Origin of the sequence: Klebsiella sp. KPN54798, assembly GCF_021184225.1 — a bacterium.
GTDB classification, from domain to species: domain Bacteria; phylum Pseudomonadota; class Gammaproteobacteria; order Enterobacterales; family Enterobacteriaceae; genus Klebsiella; species Klebsiella pneumoniae.
In genome coordinates this window covers 3,908,770-3,929,191 of record NZ_CP089234.1, presented here as the reverse complement: position 1 = coordinate 3,929,191, position 20,422 = coordinate 3,908,770, and the positions used below count along the sequence as shown (strand labels likewise).

18 protein-coding genes are annotated in these 20,422 nt (G+C 61.3%); 7 read left to right on the top strand and 11 right to left on the bottom strand.

Going from position 1 to position 20,422, the window contains the following annotated elements:
• The first annotated feature begins 48 nt into the window (after window positions 1-48).
• On the top strand, window positions 49-1,383 hold the full coding sequence (locus LPQ25_RS18950) for an aminotransferase-like domain-containing protein (RefSeq protein WP_012737602.1): 1,335 nt from the start codon (window positions 49-51) through the stop codon (window positions 1,381-1,383).
• On the opposite strand, the gene pdxR is transcribed toward LPQ25_RS18950, so the two are convergent.
• Entirely contained in the window at window positions 1,380-2,843 is a 1,464-nt protein-coding gene (pdxR, locus tag LPQ25_RS18945; RefSeq protein ID WP_014907944.1) for a MocR-like pyridoxine biosynthesis transcription factor PdxR, read from the bottom strand. The genes LPQ25_RS18950 and pdxR overlap by 4 nt on opposite strands.
• Window positions 2,844-3,084: 241 nt before the next feature.
• Here pdxR and LPQ25_RS18940 point away from each other — a divergent pair, with 241 nt between their 5' ends.
• From LPQ25_RS18940 to LPQ25_RS18925, 4 genes are read left to right on the top strand one after another with little or no spacing between them, the layout of a single operon-like run.
• Window positions 3,085-3,936: a transporter substrate-binding domain-containing protein gene (locus LPQ25_RS18940; protein ID WP_002893184.1), complete on the top strand. Its 852-nt coding sequence runs from the start codon at window positions 3,085-3,087 to the stop codon at window positions 3,934-3,936.
• Between the two features lie 47 nt (window positions 3,937-3,983).
• Window positions 3,984-4,625: an amino acid ABC transporter permease gene (locus LPQ25_RS18935; RefSeq protein ID WP_002893187.1), complete on the top strand. Its 642-nt coding sequence runs from the start codon at window positions 3,984-3,986 to the stop codon at window positions 4,623-4,625.
• A 14-nt stretch (window positions 4,626-4,639) separates the two neighbouring features.
• A complete protein-coding gene (locus tag LPQ25_RS18930; RefSeq protein WP_002893189.1) occupies window positions 4,640-5,305 on the top strand; it encodes an amino acid ABC transporter permease in 666 nt (221 codons plus the stop codon).
• Window positions 5,298-6,059, top strand: coding sequence for an amino acid ABC transporter ATP-binding protein (locus LPQ25_RS18925; protein WP_004151676.1), 762 nt, complete (start codon window positions 5,298-5,300; stop codon window positions 6,057-6,059). The genes LPQ25_RS18930 and LPQ25_RS18925 overlap by 8 nt, the downstream gene beginning before the upstream one ends.
• 53 nt (window positions 6,060-6,112) lie before the next feature.
• Here the strand turns inward: LPQ25_RS18925 and LPQ25_RS18920 are convergent, their stop codons facing one another.
• Complete coding sequence (locus LPQ25_RS18920; protein WP_004178931.1) at window positions 6,113-6,877, bottom strand: SDR family NAD(P)-dependent oxidoreductase; 765 nt, start codon at window positions 6,875-6,877, stop codon at window positions 6,113-6,115.
• A gap of 180 nt (window positions 6,878-7,057) precedes the next feature.
• On the opposite strand from LPQ25_RS18920, the gene LPQ25_RS18915 reads away from it, so the two are divergent.
• Window positions 7,058-8,395, top strand: coding sequence for an aspartate aminotransferase family protein (locus tag LPQ25_RS18915; protein ID WP_012737606.1), 1,338 nt, complete (start codon window positions 7,058-7,060; stop codon window positions 8,393-8,395).
• Window positions 8,396-8,987: 592 nt separating this feature from the next.
• Here LPQ25_RS18915 and LPQ25_RS18910 read toward each other — a convergent pair.
• The 6 genes from LPQ25_RS18910 to LPQ25_RS18885 form a co-directional block, all read right to left on the bottom strand.
• Window positions 8,988-10,351 (bottom strand): IS3-like element ISKpn1 family transposase gene (locus tag LPQ25_RS18910; RefSeq protein WP_085955203.1). Its coding sequence is split into 2 segments (ribosomal slippage): window positions 8,988-9,883 and window positions 9,883-10,351, totalling 1,365 coding nucleotides; the frame shifts between segments, so codons are not numbered across the junction.
• A 148-nt stretch (window positions 10,352-10,499) separates the two neighbouring features.
• The gene (locus tag LPQ25_RS18905; RefSeq protein WP_012737607.1) at window positions 10,500-11,204 is read right to left on the bottom strand and encodes an ABC transporter ATP-binding protein; all 705 of its coding nucleotides are present in this window, start codon (window positions 11,202-11,204) and stop codon (window positions 10,500-10,502) included.
• The gene (locus tag LPQ25_RS18900; RefSeq protein ID WP_004147499.1) at window positions 11,191-12,027 is read right to left on the bottom strand and encodes an ABC transporter ATP-binding protein; all 837 of its coding nucleotides are present in this window, start codon (window positions 12,025-12,027) and stop codon (window positions 11,191-11,193) included. The genes LPQ25_RS18905 and LPQ25_RS18900 overlap by 14 nt, the downstream gene beginning before the upstream one ends.
• Window positions 12,020-12,853 (bottom strand): ABC transporter permease, encoded by an 834-nt coding sequence (locus LPQ25_RS18895; protein WP_004142505.1) that lies wholly within the window; start codon window positions 12,851-12,853, stop codon window positions 12,020-12,022. The genes LPQ25_RS18900 and LPQ25_RS18895 overlap by 8 nt, the downstream gene beginning before the upstream one ends.
• The gene (locus tag LPQ25_RS18890; protein ID WP_004176937.1) at window positions 12,853-13,875 is read right to left on the bottom strand and encodes an ABC transporter permease; all 1,023 of its coding nucleotides are present in this window, start codon (window positions 13,873-13,875) and stop codon (window positions 12,853-12,855) included. The genes LPQ25_RS18895 and LPQ25_RS18890 overlap by 1 nt, the downstream gene beginning before the upstream one ends.
• 119 nt (window positions 13,876-13,994) lie before the next feature.
• The gene (locus tag LPQ25_RS18885; RefSeq protein WP_004210927.1) at window positions 13,995-15,563 is read right to left on the bottom strand and encodes an ABC transporter substrate-binding protein; all 1,569 of its coding nucleotides are present in this window, start codon (window positions 15,561-15,563) and stop codon (window positions 13,995-13,997) included.
• 205 nt (window positions 15,564-15,768) lie between these two features.
• Between LPQ25_RS18885 and LPQ25_RS18880 the strand changes: the two genes are divergently transcribed.
• Window positions 15,769-16,464, top strand: coding sequence for a GNAT family N-acetyltransferase (locus LPQ25_RS18880; protein ID WP_002893466.1), 696 nt, complete (start codon window positions 15,769-15,771; stop codon window positions 16,462-16,464).
• Between the two features lie 120 nt (window positions 16,465-16,584).
• On the opposite strand, the gene betA is transcribed toward LPQ25_RS18880, so the two are convergent.
• The 3 genes from betA to betI are packed head-to-tail and all read right to left on the bottom strand — an operon-like array spanning window position 16,585 to window position 20,336.
• Entirely contained in the window at window positions 16,585-18,249 is a 1,665-nt protein-coding gene (gene betA, locus LPQ25_RS18875; RefSeq protein WP_004142489.1) for a choline dehydrogenase, read from the bottom strand.
• A gap of 13 nt (window positions 18,250-18,262) precedes the next feature.
• Complete coding sequence (gene betB / locus LPQ25_RS18870; protein ID WP_004178943.1) at window positions 18,263-19,735, bottom strand: betaine-aldehyde dehydrogenase; 1,473 nt, start codon at window positions 19,733-19,735, stop codon at window positions 18,263-18,265.
• A gap of 13 nt (window positions 19,736-19,748) precedes the next feature.
• Window positions 19,749-20,336 (bottom strand): transcriptional regulator BetI, encoded by a 588-nt coding sequence (betI, locus tag LPQ25_RS18865; RefSeq protein ID WP_004151671.1) that lies wholly within the window; start codon window positions 20,334-20,336, stop codon window positions 19,749-19,751.
• Window positions 20,337-20,422: the final 86 nt, after the last annotated feature.

The window sequence follows — 20,422 nt, the reverse complement described above, 5'->3', positions numbered from 1 at the left end:
TGTGGCCAATCTAATACAATCAAATTATTGTCATAGATACATTTCACGATGAAAGCCCGATATAAAGCCGTTGTCGACCGATATGCGCAGGCGATCCGCAGCGGGCAGCTGCCCGCCGGCAGCCGACTGCCGACGCACCGTACCCTTGCCGCCGGGGAGCGCATCTCGCTGGCCACCGCTACGCGCGTCTATCGTGAACTGGAAGAGATGGGGCTGGTTAGCGGCGAAACCGGCCGCGGCACCTTCGTGCGCGACCTCTCGCTGCCGCCGGGGCATGGGGTCGATCAGCAGGTGGTCGCCGCCGATGTCGTGGATCTCAATTTCAACTACCCTTCGCTGCCGGATCAGGGCGATGCGCTGCGCGAGGCGCTCAGGCAGCTGGCGATGGCGGGCGATATTGACTCGCATCTGCGCTATCAGCCTCACGCCGGGCGGCTCGCCGAGCGGGACATTATCGCCCGCCATTTGACCTGCCAGCACTTTGCGCCGGACGCGGAAAATGTCCTGATCGTCAACGGCGCACAGCACGGGCTGGCGGTGACCGTCATGGGGCTGTTACGTCCGGGGGATGTGGTGGCGGTGGATGCGCTGACCTATTCGGGCTTCAAAGTTCTGGCGGCGCTGTATCATCTGGAGCTGGCGGCGATCCCCTGTCGGCCGGAGGGACCGGACCTGCGGGCGCTTCATACGCTGTGCCAGCAGCGGCGGGTGCGGGCGGTGTATACCATGCCGACGCTGCACAATCCGCTGGGCTGGGTGCTCAACACCGGGCAGCGGCAGGCGCTGGCCGATCTTGCGCGCCAGCACGATCTGCTGATTATTGAAGATGCCGCCTACGCCCGGCTGGTGAGCCGTCCGCCGCCGCCGGTGGTCAGCTATGCGCCGGAAAGAACGGTGTATGTCACCGGATTTTCAAAAAATATCGCCACCGGACTGCGCGTGGGCGTGGTGATTTCTCCGCCGCGCTATCGCCCGGAGATTGAGCGCGCCATCCGGGCCACGACGTGGAATACGCCGACGCTGATAAGTTCGCTGATCTGCGCCTGGATTGAAGATGGCACGGTGGCGCGCTTTGAAACGCAGAAACGCCAGGATGCGCGACAGCGACAGCAGGTGGCCCGCGAGGTGCTTTGTGGGCTTCCCGTCGTCAGTCATCCCGATTCGTACTTCGTCTGGCTGCCGCTGGATGAAGAGAGCCGGGCCGATCGGCTGGCGAATGCGCTGATGGAACGCCGCATTTCGGTATCGACCGCCGAGCCGTTCTGCGTCTCCGCCACGATCCCGCAGGCGCTGCGCATTGCGCTCGGATCGGTGCCTTTCGACAGCCTGCGCCCGGCGCTGCTCAGCGTGCGCGACGCCGTTGAGTATGAACAATACCGCTAACCCATCTGCTCCAGCTGGCCGCGCAGGACCTCCACCCCCTGGGCGATGGCGTCAGGGTTAATGGCGTGGAATCCCATGCGAAAATAGTTATCCGGCGGCGCGGCGCTGAGAAAATGGCGCGCCCCGGGCTCAATCAGCACGCCGGCGTGGGCGGCGCGCCAGGTGAGCTGCTGGGTGTTGATCTGCGCCGGGGTCTGCAGCCAGAAGGCGTTAGCATGTTCGCTCCCCGCCAGCGCGCGACACGACGGCAGATAGCGCTGCAGGGCGGCGTGCAGACGCTCCCAGCGCTGGGCGGAGTCATAGTGGTAGCGCCGCAGATGGGTTTCATAATGGCCCTGGGCAAGGAAGTGGGCCATCTGGTACTGAATGTTGGTCGGCGGATGGCGATAGACCAGCCGGCGCAGGGCGCGCGCCTCGTCGATCAGGTCCGGGTCGGCGACCATAAACCCCAACCGCAACCCCGGTGACAGCGCTTTTGACAGGCTGCTGACATACACCACCCGGCCGCTGCGATCGCTGGCCTTCAGCGCCGGCAGCGGGTTGAGGGTAAAGTTACTCTCCGAGTCATAATCATCTTCAATAATGACCGCGTCATGGCGGGCGGCATGCTCCAGCAACTGGCGACGCCGCGTACTGCTCATGGTCACCCCGGTGGGCACCTGATGGCCTGGTGTGACATAGTAGTAATCGCAGGGACGCTCATTAAGCACGATCCCCTCTTCATCCACCGGGTGCGGCACCACCTCGGCGTCGGCGAGCAGAAAGGTGTTGATGGCTTCGCGGAAGCAGGGGTTTTCGACGCCAATGCGGGTGGTGGAAGAGAGCAGCAGTCGGGTCAGCAGGTAGAGCGCATTTTGCGAACCAAGGGTGATGAGAATTTCATCCGGCGCGGCGACAATGCCGCGCTTGGGCAGCACCCGGGTGCGGATCTGCTCGATCAGCATCGGCACATCCTGGTCAATATGGTCGATGACCCACGCCGGGTCGCGCACCCCGCCGTGCAGCCAGTTCGCCGCCGAGCGCCAGGTGGCCAGCGGGAACTGCCGGGTATCGGGCTGGCCGTAGATAAACGGGTAGCGGTAGTGCATCCAGCCCGCCGGTTTGAGGATCGACTCCTGCTGGCTGGGGGTCATCTGCAGCCGGTCGCCCCAGCGTGGTGCAGCGGCTTCGCGCTGCGGTGCACTCTCGACGGCGGCAGGCGAAGCTTCATGATAGTCGGGATGCAGGTAGTAACCGCTGCGTGGGCGGCTAATCAGGTAGCCCTCGTTGACCAGACTTTCGAACACCAGCGCGGTGGTGTTGCGCGAGACGCGAAGCTGGCTGGCCAGCTGGCGACAGGAGGGCAGCGGGGTGTCGGCGGCGAAGATCCCGCTGAGAATGGCATTCACCAGCGTCTCTCGCACCTGTTCCTGCAAACCGCGGCCAGGCTGAAAATCAACGTGTAACAGGTGACGGATCATACGGGGCTCCTCTGGCAATAACGCATTGCGACCACCCGTTACACTCAGCAAATTCCATACCACCCTGCCGCCATCTGACACAGCGATGCGGCCCATCTGGCTCTATACGGAATTGAAAAACGCTCCCACATTAAAAACGTATTCAGCCGCCGTGGACCGGAACGTCCCCGGCCACTATTTTGCAGAAACCTTTTCGCGTTCTGGAATGAACCCGTCTGGCCAATCTATCAGGGGTGAAATAATGAAAAAATCATTGGCATCAATGTGTCTGAGCGCTGTATTAACGGTCGCTTTTTCTTATCACGCCGTCGCGGCCGATCTTCCGGAAATAGAAAAATCCGGCACCCTGAAAGTGGCGACGGAAGATGATTATGCGCCGTTTAACTTTATGAATAATGGCCAGGCTGATGGCTTTAACAAAGATATGCTTGAGGAATTACGTAAGTACGCCAAATTCCATGTCGACCAGAGCATATTACCGTGGACCGGATTATTAGCGGCTGTCTCCACCGGGCAATACGATATGGCCTTAACCGGGGCGGTTATTACCGATGAGCGGCTGAAGGTCTTTGATTTCACCCCACCGTGGGCCTCCGCGCAGCACTATTTCGTCAAACGCGCTGGCGATACCTCGCTAAATACCATTGCCGATCTCAGCGGCAAAAAAGTGGGGTTACAGGCCGGGAGCGCGCTGCTGGCGCGTTTGCCGGAGCTGAAGGCGATGCTGGAGAAGACCGGCGGCAAGCTGGGACCGGTGGTGGAGTATCCCTCCTATCCGGAAGCCTACGCCGACCTGGCGAATAAGCGACTGGATTACGTGATTAACGTCGTCATCTCGGTAAACGACCTGGCGAAAGCCAAACCGAAGGTCTTCGCCAAAGGGCTGGCCGTCTCCGGACCGGGGTATATGGCGTGGCCGATCCCGAAAAACTCGCCGCAGCTGCTGGCCTATATGACCAAGTTTATGAACCACATGAAGGAGACCGGCAAGCTCGCCGAGCTGCAGAAAAAATGGTTCGGCGAAACCTATGACAACCTGCCGACCGAGGCGATCACCAGCCCGGAACAGTTTCACAAACTCGCCGGACTGTAATATTCCGCGGCGGGCGACCGCCGCCTGTTGTTGAGAAGGAGGGCCTCATGGATGCAATTTCCTGGCAGTTATTAATCGAAGGCGCATGGACGACCCTCTGGATTTCGGCCATCGCTATCGCCTTCGGGGTGGTGGCTGGCCTGCTGATCGCCCTGGTACGGATGCTGCGCCTGCCGGTGATCGACCAGCTGCTGGTGGTCTATATCAGTCTGGCCCGCGCGACGCCGCTGGTGACGCTGGTGCTATTTCTGTTCCTTTCCCTGCCCACGATGGGCATTAACCTCGACAAGAACGTGGCCGCCATCGTGGCGCTGACGCTTAACACGTCGGCGTTTAACGCTGAGATCTGGCGCAATGCCTTCCGCACCTTTCCGCGCGAACAGCGGGAGGCGGCGGAGTCGGTAGGGATGCGCCGCTGGACCTACTTCCGCTACATCATGCTGCCGCAGATGTGGATCGAGAGCCTGCCGGCGCTGGTCAATGAGATGTCCTTTTTGATCAAAGGTAGCCCGGCGATCGCCGTGATTGGCGTGGTGGATCTCACCCGGGTCACCAACCGTATATCCTCGGTCACCTACGAGCCGCTGTCGCCGATCCTCGCCGCCGGCCTGCTGTATGTGGCGATCATCGGCTGTTTGTTGAAGCTGCAGGGTATCGCGGAACGTAAAGCCAGGCGTCTGGCGCGCTAGGAACGGGAGGCATTATGAATCAGTGGGGCGTTATCTGGTCGGTTCGCGATAGCTTTATTGCCGGGTTATTCGCGACCCTCGAACTGTTTATTACCGCCGCCCTGGCGGCGCTGATTATCGGTATTGCGCTGTGTTATTTTAGCGAATATCAAAAGAAAGTGATTAACCGGATTATTATTGGTTTCGTCAGCCTGATGCGCGCGATCCCTTTTTTGATCCTCGCTTATCTTCTGTATTACGGACTGCCGCAGCTCGGTATTAGCATGGAGCCGTGGACCGCCGGTTTACTGGCCCTGATTATTTATCATGGCGCCTATTTCTTTGAAATATTGCGCAGCCAGCGGCGGGTATTTTCCGGCGGATATATTGAAGCGGCGATTGCTCAGGGCTTTTCTCGCTATGCCATTTTTCGGCGGATTATTTTACCCAATATCGTCTCTTCCGCCTTACCGCTGATCGGCAATCAGCTGATTATTTGCCTGAAGGACACCGCTTTCCTGAGCATTATTACCGTTCAGGAGATCACCGCCGCCGCCAACAGCGTCCAGGCGACCTATTTTATTCCGTTTAACGCCTTTATCGTCGCCATTGGGCTTTACTGGGCGATCAGCATTCTGCTGGAGCTGCTGATTAAGCGCCTGACCGCCTGGGGAGCCAAAAGAGGAATGAGCCATGCCTGAGTCTATTGCCGTAAGCGTCAAAAACGTCTCCAAACAGTTCGATAATGTGGAAGTCCTGCGGGATATTAACCTGACGGTGGAGAAGGGGACCGTGGTGAGTATTCTCGGCTCGTCCGGGTCGGGAAAATCCACCCTGTTGCGCTGTATGAACTGGCTGGAACAGCCGGACCGCGGTGAAATTCATATCGGCGGTCAGCGGCTGGGGATTGATGAACAGCGCGGCCGGGCGATGTCGCACCGCCAGCTGGCCAAAATCCGCGAGCGGGTGGGGATGGTCTTTCAGAGTTTTAACCTGTGGCCGCACCTGACCGTGCAGCAGAACGTCAGCGAGGCGCTGCTGCGCGTTAAGGGCATGAAACGAGACGAGGCGAAGGCCATGGCCATGCAGCAGCTGGAGAAAGTCGGCATGGCGCACAAAGCCGATGTCTACCCGATCACTCTCTCCGGCGGACAGAAGCAGCGGGTGGCGATCGCCCGTTCGCTGGCGATGTCGCCGGAAGTTATTCTCTTCGATGAACCGACGTCGGCGCTGGATCCGGAGCTGGTTAATGAGGTGTTGGGGGTAATGAAAGCCCTTGCCGCCGAGGGCTACACCATGGTGGTGGTGACCCACGAGATGGATTTTGCCCGCCAGGTGTCCAACGAGGTGGTGTTTCTGGAGAAGGGGCTGCTGATTGAGAAGGCGCCGCCGGAGAAGTTCTTCACTCAGCCTGACTCCGAACGCGTCAGGCAGTTTCTGCAAAGCAGCCGTTAGTCCGGCCTGCATCACCTGCCGGTATCGCCGACAGGGGATGTGTCGGGTTTCGCTTAATCCCGGTCGATAGCGAACGGCTGCCACGCCTGACGCACCGGCATCACCTCCACCCGGTTAATGTTCATATGCGCCGGCAACGTGGCGATATAAAACATCTGCTCGGCGATATCGTGCGCGCTCAGCGGCGTGGTGCCGCGATAGAGCTTATCCGATGCCGCCTGGTCGCCTTTGGTACGCACCAGGGTGAATTCGGTCTCGGCAATCCCCGGCGCCAGATCGGTGACCCGCACGCCGGTGCCAAGCAGATCGCAGCGCAGGTTATAGCTGAACTGCTTCACAAACGCCTTGCTGGCGCCATACACATGGCTGCCGGGATAGGGCCACTGCCCGGCGATCGAGCCGATATTGATAATACTCGCCCCGGCGCCATGGCGGATCAGCGTCGGCAGCAGGGCGTGAGTGACTGTCACCAGACCGGTGACGTTGGTGTCGATCATCGTTTTCCAGTCCTCCAGCGCCACCTCCTGCGCCGGCAGCGGCGACAGCGCCAGCCCGGCGTTGTTGATCAGGGTGGTGATATCGGCGAAATCGGCGGGCAGCGACGCCACGGCGGCAGCCACCGCCTCGCTGTCACGAACGTCAAGCTCAATAATATGCACCGGCACCCTGGCGGCGAGTCTGTCCTGCAAGGCCTTCAGTCGCGGATAGCGGCGCCCGCTCAGCACCAGCGACCAGCCCGCGTCGGCAAACACCTGCGCTGCCGCTTCGCCAAAACCCGAGGTCGCCCCGGTGATAAACACTACGTTGCTCGTTGCCATCTCATTCTCCTGTGCGGTTGTCCCTTCACTATAAAAACGCCGGACGACAAGGCACAGGGCCAGACGACGGGCAGGGATGTGACACCGTGTCACATCGTTATGCGCGCACTGGCTCTATCCGATTTGCGCGGCCAAGGCCAATGATGAAGCCAACCACTACGACATGAGAGAGGGCAGGGTATGAAGCTGGCAATTCACAACGAGGTCGCGGTAAGCAATGACGAAGTTCGGCAATTAGATCGCGCCTATGTGTTTCATTCATGGTCGATGCAGGGCAATCTCAACCCGCTGGTCATCGCCGGGGCGCAAGGCTGCGAGCTATGGGATTATGAGGGGAACACCTGGCTCGATTTCAGCAGCCAGCTGGTGAACGTCAACATTGGCTATCAGCACCCTCGGGTACTGGCGGCCATGAAGGCGCAGCTGGAGACCCTGGTCACCATCGCGCCCGCCACCGCCAACCTTGCCCGCGGCGAAGCGGCGAAGCGCATCGTCGACCTGGCGCCGGCGGGCTTCAGTAAGGTGTTCTTCACTAACGCCGGGGCGGATGCCAATGAGAACGCGATTCGTATGGCGCGGCTCTATACCGGGCGCGACAAGGTGCTGTCGGCCTATCGTTCCTATCATGGCAATACCGGCAGCGCGATCGCCGCTACCGGCGACTGGCGCCGGGTGCCGAATGAGTTCTCCCGCGGCCACGTTCACTTCTTCAACCCCTACCTTTACCGCAGCGAGTTCAACGCCGCGACTGAGGAAGAGGAGTGCCAGCGCGCGCTGGCGCATCTGCGGCGGATCATTGAATGCGAGGGGCCGACGGCCATCGCGGCGATCCTGCTGGAGTCCATCCCCGGCACCGCCGGGATCCTCGTGCCGCCGGCAGGCTATATGCAGGGCGTGCGCGCCCTGACCAACGAGTTTGGCATCGTGCTGATCCTCGATGAGGTGATGGCCGGCTTTGGCCGCACCGGCAGCTGGTTCGCCTTCGAGCAGGATGGCGTGGTGCCGGATCTGGTGACCTTTGCCAAGGGGGTTAACGCCGGCTACGTGCCGGCGGGCGGGGTGCTGATTAGCGAGCCGATTGCCCGCTACTTTGACGACCACTTCTTTGCCGGGGGGCTGACCTACTCCGGCCATCCGCTGGCGATGGCGGCGATTGTCGCCACCATCGACGCGATGAAAGAGGAGAAGGTGGTTGAGAACGCGGCCTCTATCGGCAACGAGGTGCTGCGCCCCGGTCTCGAGGCGCTGGCGGAGAAGCACGCCATTATCGGCGAGGTGCGCGGTCGCGGCCTGTTCCAGGCGCTGGAGCTGGTGAGCAGCCGTGAACAAAAAACGCCGCTGACCGCCGCCGACATGGCCGCGATCAAAGGGGCCCTGACCGAAGCCGGGCTGCTGGCCTTTGTGGTGGAGAACCGCATTCACGTGGTCCCGCCGTGCACCATTACTGCTGAGCAGGTGGCGCAAGGGCTGGCGATTTTTGATGCGGTCTTTGCTCGCTTTGCCAGTCTGGCGAAGTAGGGGAGGGGGCCGGATACTGTTGCCCGGCGGCGCGCTTGCCGGGCCTACGGGGTGTGAGCCTGTGAGTGGATCCTGTAGGCCGGGTAAGGCGCAGCCGCCACCCGGCGAAATAACGTCACAACTGAATATTTCCCTGTTCGCGCTGCGTCTGGCAGGGCTACAGCTTCTGTGTTAATTCCGGGCAGATTGCGCTCCCAATATTTCTTCTGCGTTATGTCACTCATGGCGCAGGGAGCGCACAGGGGGCGGCCAGTCGCCGCCGCCCCCTGTACCCCCGGGCTCCGGCCAGCAACATCGCCGCTGCGCGGTGCCTTCGACTTATCCCTGCAGGCTTCGGGTCGGGCCGAGGCAGCGTCCGTGCAAAACACGGCCCTCAGCCCGCATCCATGCGGGCTGCCCCGGCCTTCCGGGAACGTCTCAGCGATGTTGAGGCCGCCAGCCCCGGCAGTTTCAGCAGCCCCAGCGCCAGTGGTGATTTGGGGCTGTAGGCCGGGTAAGGCGCAGCCGCCACCCGGCGAAATCAAGGATACCGTGCCTGATATCTTGCCCGGCGGCGCTGCTGGACTGACCCCATAAAGTTGGATGGTTCATATTAAGCGGCTCTCAGAGCCTGGGTTCGGTACTCTACCGGACTCAGGCCTTTTAATTTCAGGCTTATCCGCTCGTTGTTGTAGTAATGGATATAGTCCTCTACGGCTTTTCTTAGCGCACTGACACTCCTGAACTCCCTCAGATAAAAACACTCCGATTTCAGGGTCCCGAAGAAGTTTTCCATCACTGCATTATCCAGGCAGTTTCCTTTACGCGACATACTCTGCGTCATCCCATGCGCCTTTAAACGTTCCTGATAGCTCCTCATCCTGTAATGCCAGCCCTGATCCGAGTGCAGCAGCGGAGCATCTCCCGGTCTGAGCTTCGGGAACGCACCGTCCAGCATCGTATTCACCATCTCCATCACCGGCCTTTCCGACAGGCTGTAGGCGATAACCTCCCGGTTAAACAGATCGAGAACTGACGACAGGTAAAGCTTTTTTCCCTGTACCGGGAACTCTGTCACATCTGTTACCCATTTTTCGTTGGCTTTTGACGCACCGAAGTTCCGGCTCAGGATATTGGGCGCGGCCTCGCCCGTTCTCCCTTTCCAGGCACGATATTTTTTCGCCCTTATCACAGACCGGAGTGACAGTTCTGCCATCAGCCGCTGCACTGTTTTATGGTTTATCCGCAGCCCCTGTTTTCTCAGTGCGAGCGTGATCCTGCGGTAGCCATAACGACCTTTGTGATAGTGGTATATCTTCCTGATGTTCTCTTTAAGACCCGCATACCTGTCCCCTTGCTTCAGTGCATTCATATTGTAATACCACGTGCTACGGGACATACCGGCCGCCCGCAGAAGGTCCCGCAGAGCGTGTTCATGCCTTAGTTCACTGATTATCAGGGCTTTTTGCCATTTTTTTCGCTCTGAACCAAGGCTTTCAACTTTTTTAGATAGGCATTCTCTGCCCGCAGATAACGCAGTTCGGCCCTGAGCTCTTCGGGGGAGAGTTTTTCCAGCTCTTTATCTGTCAGTGGTGGGATATTTTTTGGCTTTGTCATTTGTCCGGGCCGTCCGCATTGCATGTTTAAAAGACCTTCCGCTCCGGCATCGTTGTACACGTCGAGCCAGCGCCGGACAAGTATTTCTGCGGAGAGATTAAACCGGGCAGCCGCTTCACGCATCGTCAGGCGGTCACTGATAACCGCCCGGACGACCACGAGTTTAAATTCATCGGAATAATGATTATTTTTTGCAGTCAGGCCTTCTGCACCGTGGAACTGCCATGCCCTGACCCAGCGACGGACAGATGTTCTTTCAATACCAAAAAGGTCGGCTGTACTCTGTTCTCCGTCTTTACCGGACAAATAATGATTAACCACAGCCAGTTTTGTTTCAGGGGAATACTTTGGTTTAGCCATAAAATTGCACCTTACTCAGTTGGGTGTCCAACTTTTGGGGTGCAGTCCATGCGCTTGCACGGGCCTACGGGGTGTGAGCCTGTGAGTGGATCCTGTAGGTCGGGTAAGCGAAGCGCCACCCGACAAAACAACCGCACATCCGCTGACCTCACCTCATCCGGTGCTCTCCGTTGACCAACGCTTCGCGATCGAAAAAGCGCTGGATCACGCCCTCCGCCATAAACGCCGCCCGATCGGACATATGGGCGATGACGTCGGCATCATGGCTGACCAGCAGATAGGTCATGCCGTGCTCCTGTTTCAGACGATTAAGTAGATTAAGGATTTCCGCCTGCACCGACATATCCAGCGCCGAGGTCGGCTCATCCAGCAGCAGGATCTGCGGGCGCAGCAGCAGGGCGCGGGCAATGGCCACGCGCTGCCGTTGGCCGCCGGAGAGCTGATGCGGATAGCGGCGCACGGCGTCGGCGGCCAGACCCACCTGCTCAAGGGCGGTGGTCACTCGCGGGGTAACGTCGCGGATGCCGTGGATCTGCAGCGGCTCCGCCAGGGTGCGCCACAGAGTATGGTTGGGATGCAGCGAGGCATACGGATCCTGAAACACCATCTGCACGTTGCGCCGCAGATCGCCCTGAAAGCGGGCGCCCGGCATAATGGCCTGGCCGAGCAGATCCACGCTGCCGCACCATTCACGCTGCAATCCGGCCAGCACGCGCAAAATCGTCGATTTGCCGCAGCCCGAGGCGCCGATCAGGCTGAAGGTTTCCCCGGCGTCGACACGGAAACTGGCGGCGGAGACCGCCGTCTTCGCGCCGAATGTAACCTGTAAATCCTGAAGATTAACGATCGCCATGGGCTGTCTCCGTAAAGTCCTGGGTTCTGTCGAGGGTCGGCAGCATCTGGCCGTAGGTGTGGGCATTTGGCCGGCAGGTCCACAGGGTGCGGGTGTAAGGGTGCGTCGCGCTCGGCAGCGCCCGCGCCGGCATCTCGTCGACCTGTCTCCCCTGGTACATCACCAGCACGCGATCGCAATGCGCGGCCACCAGCGGTAGATCGTGGCTGATCAGTAACATGGCCATCTGCCGCTGCGCACACTGCTCCACCAGCAGCTCGAGGATCTGGTTGCGCAGGCGGGCGTCGAGGGCCGAGGTCGGCTCGTCGGCTATCAGCACCTTCGGGTTATTGAGCAGCGCGAGGGCGATCATCACCCGCTGTCCCATCCCGCCGGAGAGTTCGCCGGGATAGCGGCTGAGGACCGGCAGATCCAGACCGACGGCGGCGATGGCGTCTTTGACCGCCTCGGCGCGCGCGCGGCGGCTCAGACGCTGATGCAGGGTTAACGCCTCCTCCAACTGCGTCTGAATGGACTGCACCGGATTCAGCGCATAGCGCGGGTCCTGCAGCACCATGGCGATATCGTTGCCGCGCAGCGCGCGCCAGCCGCGGGCGCTGAGGGTCAGCACATCGCGCCCCAGCACCTCCAGCCGTTCAGCGCTCACCACCCCGGGCTTGCGCACCAGGCCCATCAGCGCCCGGGCGGTCATCGATTTGCCGGAGCCGGATTCGCCCACCAGCGCCAGCCGCTCGTTGCCGAGGGTGAAGCTGACGTTGTCCACCACCCGGGCGGTGGGATAGTCGACGGCGAGTCCCTGGACGGTCAGTCGGATGTCAGTCATGTTGCGGCTCCAGAATATCGCGCAGGCCATCGCCCAGCAGGTTAAACGCCAGGCTGGCGAGCAGGATCGCCGCGCCGGGGATGGCGGCGATCCACCATTGGTCGAAAATCACCTGCATCCCGTCGGCAATCATCGCTCCCCACTCCGCCATCGGCGGGCGGGCGCCCAGGCCGAGAAAGCCGAGCCCGGCGGCGGCAAGGATAATGCCCGCCAGATCGAGCGCCAGCCGGACAATCGCCGACGGCAGACACAGCGGCAGAATATGGCCGACCAGCAGCCGCCCGCCGCGAATGCCCAGCATCTCCGCCGCGGCGAGGTAGTCGCTATGGCGCAGGCGCTGAATTTCGCTGCGCGCCTGACGGGCGTAGGCCGGCCAGGTGGTCAGGGCTAACGCCAGCGCGCCGTTGACCAGCCCCGGGCCGAGCATCGCCACGAACGCGAAGGCGAGGATCAGGCGCGGCATCGACATCACCACGTCGGTAAAGCGCATCAGTATCCGCTCCAGCCACCCGCCATAGTAGCCGGAGAGGATACCTACCAGCAACCCGACGGGCAGGGTAATGGCGGTCACCAGCGCCACCAGACCCAGCGCCGGGCGGGCGCCGTAGAGCAAGCGCGACAGCAGGTCGCGGCCGTAGCTGTCGGTGCCGAGCCAGTGTCCCGCCCCGGGCCCCTGCAGACGAGCGGCGGCATCCTGCCAGTTGGGATCGTGCGGCGCCAGCCACGGGGCGAACAGCGCGGTCAGCACCAGCAGGATCACCAGGGTCAGGCCGCTGAAGGCGGCGGGTGAGCGGCGCAGGCGGCGTAAAAACAGATAAGTCGGCATCAGCGCACCCTCGGATCGGTTAACCGTACCAGCAGGTCGGTCAGGTTATTGATCAGCACAAAACTCACGCCGATCAGCAGCGTGCCGCCCATGATCGCCGTGGTATCCCCAGCGAACAGCGCCGTGGTGAGGTAGCGGCCGATCCCCGGCCACGAGAAGACGGTTTCGGTGAGCACCGCCCCTTCGAGCATGGAGGTCCAGGCGAGAGCGGTCACCGTCAGCAGAGTGCCGCGGATATTGGGCAGGACGTGGCGCAGCAGAATCGTCATCTCTCCGGCCCCTTTGGCCCGCGCCAGCAGAATGTACTCTTTGTTCATCTCGCTCAGGCAGGCGGAGCGGGTCAGGCGGGTGATGCTCGCCAGCGAGTAATAGGCCAGCACCAGCACCGGCAGCGCCAGATGGCCGATCGCATTTTTAAACGCCGCGGTATCGCCGGAGAGCCAGGTGTCGATCAGCGCAAAACCGCTGCGTGGCTCGACGGTGTACTGATAAATATCGTCGAGGCGACCCGGGCCTGGCGCCCACTGCAGCCGGGCGTAGAACAGGGCCAGCATCAGCAGGCCGAGCCAGAAAATGGGCACCGAGTTGCCCAACAGGGTAAAGGTGCGAACCGCCAGATCCCACGGCGAACCGGCGTAACGGGCGCACAGCACCCCGGCGACGATGCCCAGTACCGCGCCGACGATCAGCGCCAGGGTCGCCAGCTCAAGGGTCGCCGGAAAGACCGCCAGCAGGTCGTGGAGCACCGGCTGGCCGGTAGCGCTGGCGATGCCAAGATCGCCATGGGCCAGGTTGACCAAGTAGTGCCAGAACTGCACCGGCAGCGGCTGGTCGAGACCCAGCTGATGGCGAACCTGGTCATAGGTCGACTGGCTGGCATGGTCGCCGACGATCTGCAGTACGCGGTCGACGGGCGACAGCGCGGAGAGCGAGAAGGTGACCAGCAACAGCCCGAACAGCGTGAGCAGCAGCGTAAACAGCCCCTGCAGCAGGCGGGTAAGGTGAGTGGAAAACGATGGCATGGAAAATGGAAATTCCTGGTATATCAGCATTGTACCCGGCGGCGCGATGCCGACCGGGCCCGGGTGAGGAGTCGGTCATCCGGGCAGACAAGGCCGCCGTACCCGGTGACAAAACCCGCTTACTTGGTCACGTTATCGTACCAGACCATGTCGGCGTTCAGTCCCTGCTGATAGCCCTTCACGTTTTCACGCACCACGATCTGGGTTTTCCCCTGGTCAATAAAGACGTACGGCGAATGCTGGAGCAGGGTTTCCTGCATCGTTTTGTACAGGTCGAGGCGTTTCGCCGGGTCCGGCTCCGCCACCGCGGCGAGGGTGGCTTTATTCAGCTCAGGGATCTGCCAGCCGTTGAGCCCGGCCACGGTGCTGGATTTACCATCGTTCCAGGCAAAGGCGCTGGCATTGGAGTGGGCATCAAAGTAGTCCGGGATCCACAGGCGGATCGCCGCCTGATGCTGCTTCGCGCGCACCCGGGCATAGACCTGGCTGCCGGCGGCGGGTAGCAGATCCACCTTCACCCCGCCCTGGGCAAAGCTGGCCTGCAGCGATTGGGCGATGGTGATAAACGGCGGTTTGTTCTCCACATCGAGGGTGAAGTGGGCATCCTTAATGCCCGCTTTATCAAGGATAGCCTTAGCTTTTTGCGGGTCAAAAGTGAACGGATTAGTCTCCAGCGCCCCCGGCAGGCCGGCCGGCAGGAAGCTTTGGTGAATAAAGTACTGGCCTTTCAGCAGATTTTTGGTGATGCCCTCATAATCAACCAGCCAGCGCGCCGCCTCCCAGAAGGCCGGGTTATTGAGCAGCGGGTTGGCGCTGTTGGCGGTATTAAACACCAGGTAGTTCTGCTCGGCGGACGGGATGCTCAGCACCTTCACGCCGGGTTTATCCTGCAGGGCGGCAATCTGGTCAGCGCCGAGATCGCGCGCCACGTCGGCATCCCCCTGCTGGATCAGCAGGCGGCGGGAAGCCGGGTCGGGGACGTTTTTAATAATGATGCTCTTGATCTTCGGCGCGCCGGTGGGGGAGCTGGCGTTGGCCTCCAGCACGATGGCCTGATGCGGCTGGTAGACGCGCATTTTATAGGCCCCGCTGCCCGCCGAGTGCATCTTCAGCCAGTCGTTGCCGAAGTCGTTATTTTTCGCGTTCGGCGCCACCTGTTTTTCATCCACGATAGAGGCGATGGGGGTGGAGAGAATATTCAGCGCCACCGCCGGGCTGACGTCGGCGGTCCAGTGCAGCGTCAGGGTATGGTCATCAATCTTTTTCAGCTGGCTGGCGATGTTGTCCGGCTGCCAGCCGAGCACGTTGAGAATAAACGCTGGCGATTTATTCAGCGTCACCGCACGGGTGTAAGAGAAAATCACATCTTCCGGGCGCAGCGGATTACCGGAGGCGAATTTGGCATCCGGCTTCAGTTTAATGGTCAGGGTTTTCGCCGCCGGATCGGCCTGCCAGCTTTCGGCGAGGATCGGTACGATTTTTTCAGGGTTGTTGCGGTCCGGCTGCACCAGACGCTGATAGAGGCTGGGGACCGTCTGAATGCTGGAGAGTTCGTTAGCTTCCGCCGGGTCGAGGCTGACGATATCGTCGAGACCCTGGGCGACCACCAGCGTGTTGGGCGGCGTGGCGGCATGCGCGGCGGCGGAGAGCGCCGACAGTAGCAGTAAAGGCAACAGTTTTTTGGTCATGTGCAATCCCTGAAGAATGGTTATTTTATTGTTTTATGCCTCGCTACGTTAGGCCGCTTGCCATAAGGCGTAAAGTCAAAATAAGGATATCCTTATGCTAAAAACGCATATTCAAGAACGACAGGTTATTGCCGGTCGCGCAGAAGCGCCTTTCTCCGCTGCGGGGTTCTTGCTATAACGCATTGTCTATTGCGAGGAGGTGGGTGTGCCGGAAATTAATGAGTATGGCCAGCAGGTGAACGACCTGGTCCCTGGCTGGCAGGGGGCGCAAGTCCTGCGGCGGACGGCGTTAAATGGCCGTTTTTGCCGCCTGGAGCCGCTGGACGTTGACCGTCATGCGGCGGATCTGTTTGCCGCCTATGCGCTCGGCGACAACAGCGACTGGACGTGGCTGGCGTCTACGCGGCCGGAGAGCGTGGCGGCGACCGCCCACTGGATCGCGGGCAAGGTGAATGATGATGCCCTGGTGCCGTATGCGGTGGTTGACCTGCGTAGCGAGCAGGCGGTGGGCATCGTCAGCTATATGGCGATCGAGCGGGAAATGGGCACGGTTGAGATCGGCCATGTCACCTGGTCGCGACGGATGAAAAACACCCCGCTGGGTACCGAAGCGGTCTGGCTGCTGCTCAAAAACGGCTTTGACCATGGCTATCGTCGGCTGGAGTGGAAATGCGATTCGATGAATGTCGCCTCGCGCCGCGCCGCCGAGCGGCTGGGCTTTAGCTGGGAAGGACGTCTGCGGCAGAGGCTGGTGCGTAAAGGGCGGACGCGCGACAGCGATATGCTGTCCATCATCGACGGCGAGTGGCCTGCGCGCGATGCGGCGCTGCGGGCGTGGCTGGCGGCGGAGAACTTTACTGCCGACGGTCAGCAGATTAAGCGCCTGGAGGCGTTTCGCTAACATCAACCTATGGGGTCAAAACCCGGAACGGCACCCCGGTCGCGCTGCGCTTACCGGGGCTACGTTACATCGCCTCAGGGTAGGCCGGGCAAGGCGTAGTCGCCGCCCGGCATTGACCTGTTAGCGGCGAACCGGCGCGTCGCCAGCGACATAATACGTCGCGGTGCTGCGCGGCAGCGGCTGGCGGCCGCGAATGGCGTCGGCCATCTTCTCGCCGATCATAATGGTGGTGGCGTTGAGGTTGCCGGTGATGATCTGCGGCATGATCGAGGCGTCGACCACCCGCAATCCTTCCAGACCGTGGACGCGGCCCTCGCCATCGACCACCGCCATCTCGTCGTAACCCATCTTACAGGTCCCGCACGGGTGGAACGCGGTCTCGGCGTGGTTGCGCACAAACTCATCCAGTTCGGCATCGCTCTGGCATTCTATTCCCGGACTGATTTCGCGGCCGCGATACTTATCCAGCGCCGGCTGGTTCATGATCTCCCGGGTAATGCGGATGGCGTCGCGGAACTCCTGCCAGTCCTGCTCATGGGACATATAGTTAAACAGGATCGCCGGATGGGCGTGCGGGTCGCGCGACTTCAGGCGCACGTGGCCGCGGCTGGGCGAACGCATTGAGCCGACGTGGCACTGGAAGCCGTGCTCTTTCACCGCGTTGGAGCCATTGTAGTTAATCGCCACCGGCAGGAAGTGGTACTGAATGTTCGGCCAGGCGAATTCTGCGCGGCTGCGGATAAAACCGCCCGCTTCGAACTGGTTGCTGGCGCCGATGCCGGTGCCGCCGAACAGCCACTCGGCGCCGATCTTCGGCTGGTTCCACCACTGTAGCGCCGGGTAGAGCGATACCGGCTCTTTGCACTCGTACTGCAGATACATCTCCAGATGGTCCTGCAGGTTCTCACCCACGCCGGGGAGATCGTGCACCACCGGGATATCGAACTGCCTGAGCAGCTCCGGGTTACCCACGCCGGAGCGCTGCAGGATCTGCGGCGAGGCAATCGCCCCGGCGCACAGCAGCACCTCTTTGTTGGCCGTCGCTTTTGACGGGATCGTGCTCTCTCCCTCCAGCCACTCGACGCCCACCGCGCGCTTGCCGGCAAAAATAATGTGATCGGTCAGCGCATGGGTGCGGATGGTCAGGTTCGGGCGACCGCGCGCCTGGTCGAGATAGCCGCGGGCGGTGCTGGCGCGACGGCCCTGCGGCGTCACGGTGCGGTCCATCGGGCCAAAGCCTTCCTGCTGGTAGCCGTTGAGATCGTCGGTACGCGGATAGCCCGCCTGCACCCCGGCTTCAACCATCGCCTCGAAGAGCGGATTATTGCCCGGCTTCGGCGTCGTCACGCTCACCGGGCCATCGCCGCCGTGGTAGTCGTTAGGCCCGATATCGCGGGTTTCCGCTTTCCGGTAGTAGGGCAGGCAGTCGAGATAGCTCCAGTGTTCCAGACCCGGCTCTTTGGCCCAGTTATCCAGATCCATCGCGTTACCGCGAATGTAGCACATGCCGTTGATCAGCGAGGATCCGCCGAGCCCTTTGCCGCGTCCGCACTCCATGCGGCGATTGTTCATGTACGGCTCAGGTTCGGTCTCGTAGGCCCAGTTGTAGCGCTTGCCCTGCAGCGGATAAGCCAGCGCGGCGGGCATCTGGGTGCGGAAATCGAACCGGTAGTCAGGGCCGCCGGCTTCCAGCAGCAGGACGGTGGTGTTTGGATCTTCAGTCAGTCGTGTTGCCAGAACGTTGCCGGCGGAGCCGGCACCAATAATGATGTAGTCAAATTGCAAAAAAACCTCCCGGTTAAAATATGGACTGGAATTTACCCATCTCAACCTGGATGGACTTCACCTGGGTGTAACTCTGCAGCGTCATCACGCCGTTCTCGCGGCCAATGCCGGAGTGTTTGTAGCCGCCAACCGGCATTTCCGCCGGGGATTCCCCCCAGCTGTTGATCCAGCAGATGCCGGCTTCCAGCTGGTGGATAATTCGGTGAGCGCGGTTGAGGTTGGGCGTCACCACGCCGGCGGCGAGGCCGTATTCGGTGGCGTTGGCGCGGCGAATGACCTCCGCTTCGTCGGCATAGCTGAGGATCGACATCACCGGGCCGAAGATCTCTTCGCGCACGATGGTCATCTCGTCGCTGCAATCGGTAAACACTGTCGGGGCGACCCACGCGCCGTTATCGAAACCGTCGCCTTTCAGCGCCTCGCCGCCGCACAGCAGGCGCGCGCCTTCGCGTTTGCCGCTCTCGATATAGCGCAGAACGTTGTCGCGGTGGGGGAAGCTGACCAGCGGGCCGAAGTTGGTGTCGTCGGCAAACAGATCGCCGGCGCGGATGCGGGCCACCCGCTCGAGGATCTTGTGCTCGAATTCCGCCTTCCGTTTCGCCGGGACAAATACCCGGGTGCCGTTGGTGCACACCTGGCCGGAGCTGTAAAAGTTGGCCATCATGGCAATATCGGCGGCGAGGTCGAGGTCGGCATCATCGGCGATAATCAGCGGCGATTTGCCGCCCAGCTCCATGGTGACCTCTTTCAGTGATGAAGCGGCCGAGTTGGCCATCACTTTTTTGCCGCTGGCGACGCCGCCGGTGAAGGAGATTTTGGCGATGTCCGGATGCTCGGTCAGATACTGGCCGGTTTCCGCGCCGATCCCTGGCAGGACGTTAAACACCCCGTCCGGCAGGCCCGCTTCGCTGTAAATTTCCGCCAGCTTGAGGGCGGTCAGCGGGGTGACTTCGCTCGGTTTGAAAATCATCGCATTGCCAGCGGCCAGCGCTGGCGCCGATTTCCACAGGGCGATCTGGATCGGGTAGTTCCACGCGCCGATCCCGGCTACCACCCCCAGCGGTTCGCGACGGGTGTAGACGAAGGAACTGTCGCGCAGCGGGATCTGGCTGCCTTCCAGCGCCGGGATCAATCCGGCGTAATACTCCAGCACGTCGGCGCCGGTGACGATATCGACGGCGGCGGTTTCGCTGAGAGGTTTCCCGGTATCCAGCGTCTCCAGCCGCGCCAGCTCGTCGTTGCGCTGGCGCAGAAGGTCGACGGCGCGACGCAGGATACGCGAGCGTTCCATGGCGGTCATCGCCGCCCAGATTTTTTGCCCACGCTGCGCGCTCTCGACGGCGCGGTCGACATCCTCGCGTCCGGCAGCCTGAACGGTCGCCAGCACCTCGCCAGTGGCAGGGTTGATGGTCTCGAAGGTGCGACCGCTGGTGGCCGATGTATAACCACCATTAATATAAAGCTGCTGTTCTGCCATTCGGGACATAACGCCTCCTCGGTTATGGGTTCGGTAAATGCTGACGAATAAAGTGGCTGGTCAGCGACTGCGCCAGCGTTTTATCCAGCGGTTTGCCGCTGAGCGCCGCCCGCAGCCACAGGCCGTCTATCAGCGCCGCCAGCCCGTAGCCGGCCTCCTGCGCCTGCTCGCGCGGCAGCTCGCGGCGGAATTCGTACACCAGATTCGACAGCAGGCGACGGCTGCTGACCTGCTGTAACCGATAAAGCATCGGCTGGTGCATGCTGCTGGCCCAAAAGGCCAGCCAGGCCTTCATCGCCGCGCTGCTGATCTGCGTCTCATCAAAGTTGCCGCCGACAATCGCCTGCAGGCGCTGGCTGGCGCTGCCGTCCGGCAGAGCGTGCAGACGGTTGAGCACCGCGTCGCGCAGCTGGCTGGTGATGTCGCGCATGGTCGCCTCCAGCAGACCATTTTTGTCTTTGAAATAGTGACTGATGATCCCCGTCGATACGCCCGCCCGCCGGGCAATCTGCGCGATGGTCGCGTCGTGCATTCCGACTTCATTTATTGCGTCCAGCGTGGCGTCGATCAGCTGCCTGCGCCGGATCGGCTGCATCCCCAGTTTGGGCATTTTTGCCACTCCATTCATCAGCGTTGGTTAACTATTAAAGCGGTTTTTGATTGGACGTTCAATATAAAATGTGTCTTAATTGTTGC

Coding starts and splice junctions, on each gene's coding strand:
- betB (WP_004178943.1), bottom strand. CDS start 19,735: ATGTCCCGAATGGCAGAACAGCAGCTTTATATTAATGGTGGTTATACA.
- LPQ25_RS18950 (WP_012737602.1), top strand. CDS start 49: ATGAAAGCCCGATATAAAGCCGTTGTCGACCGATATGCGCAGGCGATC.
- LPQ25_RS18925 (WP_004151676.1), top strand. CDS start 5,298: ATGCCTGAGTCTATTGCCGTAAGCGTCAAAAACGTCTCCAAACAGTTC.
- pdxR (WP_014907944.1), bottom strand. CDS start 2,843: ATGATCCGTCACCTGTTACACGTTGATTTTCAGCCTGGCCGCGGTTTG.
- LPQ25_RS18900 (WP_004147499.1), bottom strand. CDS start 12,027: ATGACTGACATCCGACTGACCGTCCAGGGACTCGCCGTCGACTATCCC.
- LPQ25_RS18920 (WP_004178931.1), bottom strand. CDS start 6,877: ATGGCAACGAGCAACGTAGTGTTTATCACCGGGGCGACCTCGGGTTTT.
- LPQ25_RS18885 (WP_004210927.1), bottom strand. CDS start 15,563: ATGACCAAAAAACTGTTGCCTTTACTGCTACTGTCGGCGCTCTCCGCC.
- betI (WP_004151671.1), bottom strand. CDS start 20,336: ATGCCCAAACTGGGGATGCAGCCGATCCGGCGCAGGCAGCTGATCGAC.
- LPQ25_RS18915 (WP_012737606.1), top strand. CDS start 7,058: ATGAAGCTGGCAATTCACAACGAGGTCGCGGTAAGCAATGACGAAGTT.
- LPQ25_RS18895 (WP_004142505.1), bottom strand. CDS start 12,853: ATGCCGACTTATCTGTTTTTACGCCGCCTGCGCCGCTCACCCGCCGCC.
- LPQ25_RS18940 (WP_002893184.1), top strand. CDS start 3,085: ATGAAAAAATCATTGGCATCAATGTGTCTGAGCGCTGTATTAACGGTC.
- LPQ25_RS18930 (WP_002893189.1), top strand. CDS start 4,640: ATGAATCAGTGGGGCGTTATCTGGTCGGTTCGCGATAGCTTTATTGCC.
- LPQ25_RS18890 (WP_004176937.1), bottom strand. CDS start 13,875: ATGCCATCGTTTTCCACTCACCTTACCCGCCTGCTGCAGGGGCTGTTT.
- LPQ25_RS18905 (WP_012737607.1), bottom strand. CDS start 11,204: ATGGCGATCGTTAATCTTCAGGATTTACAGGTTACATTCGGCGCGAAG.
- LPQ25_RS18935 (WP_002893187.1), top strand. CDS start 3,984: ATGGATGCAATTTCCTGGCAGTTATTAATCGAAGGCGCATGGACGACC.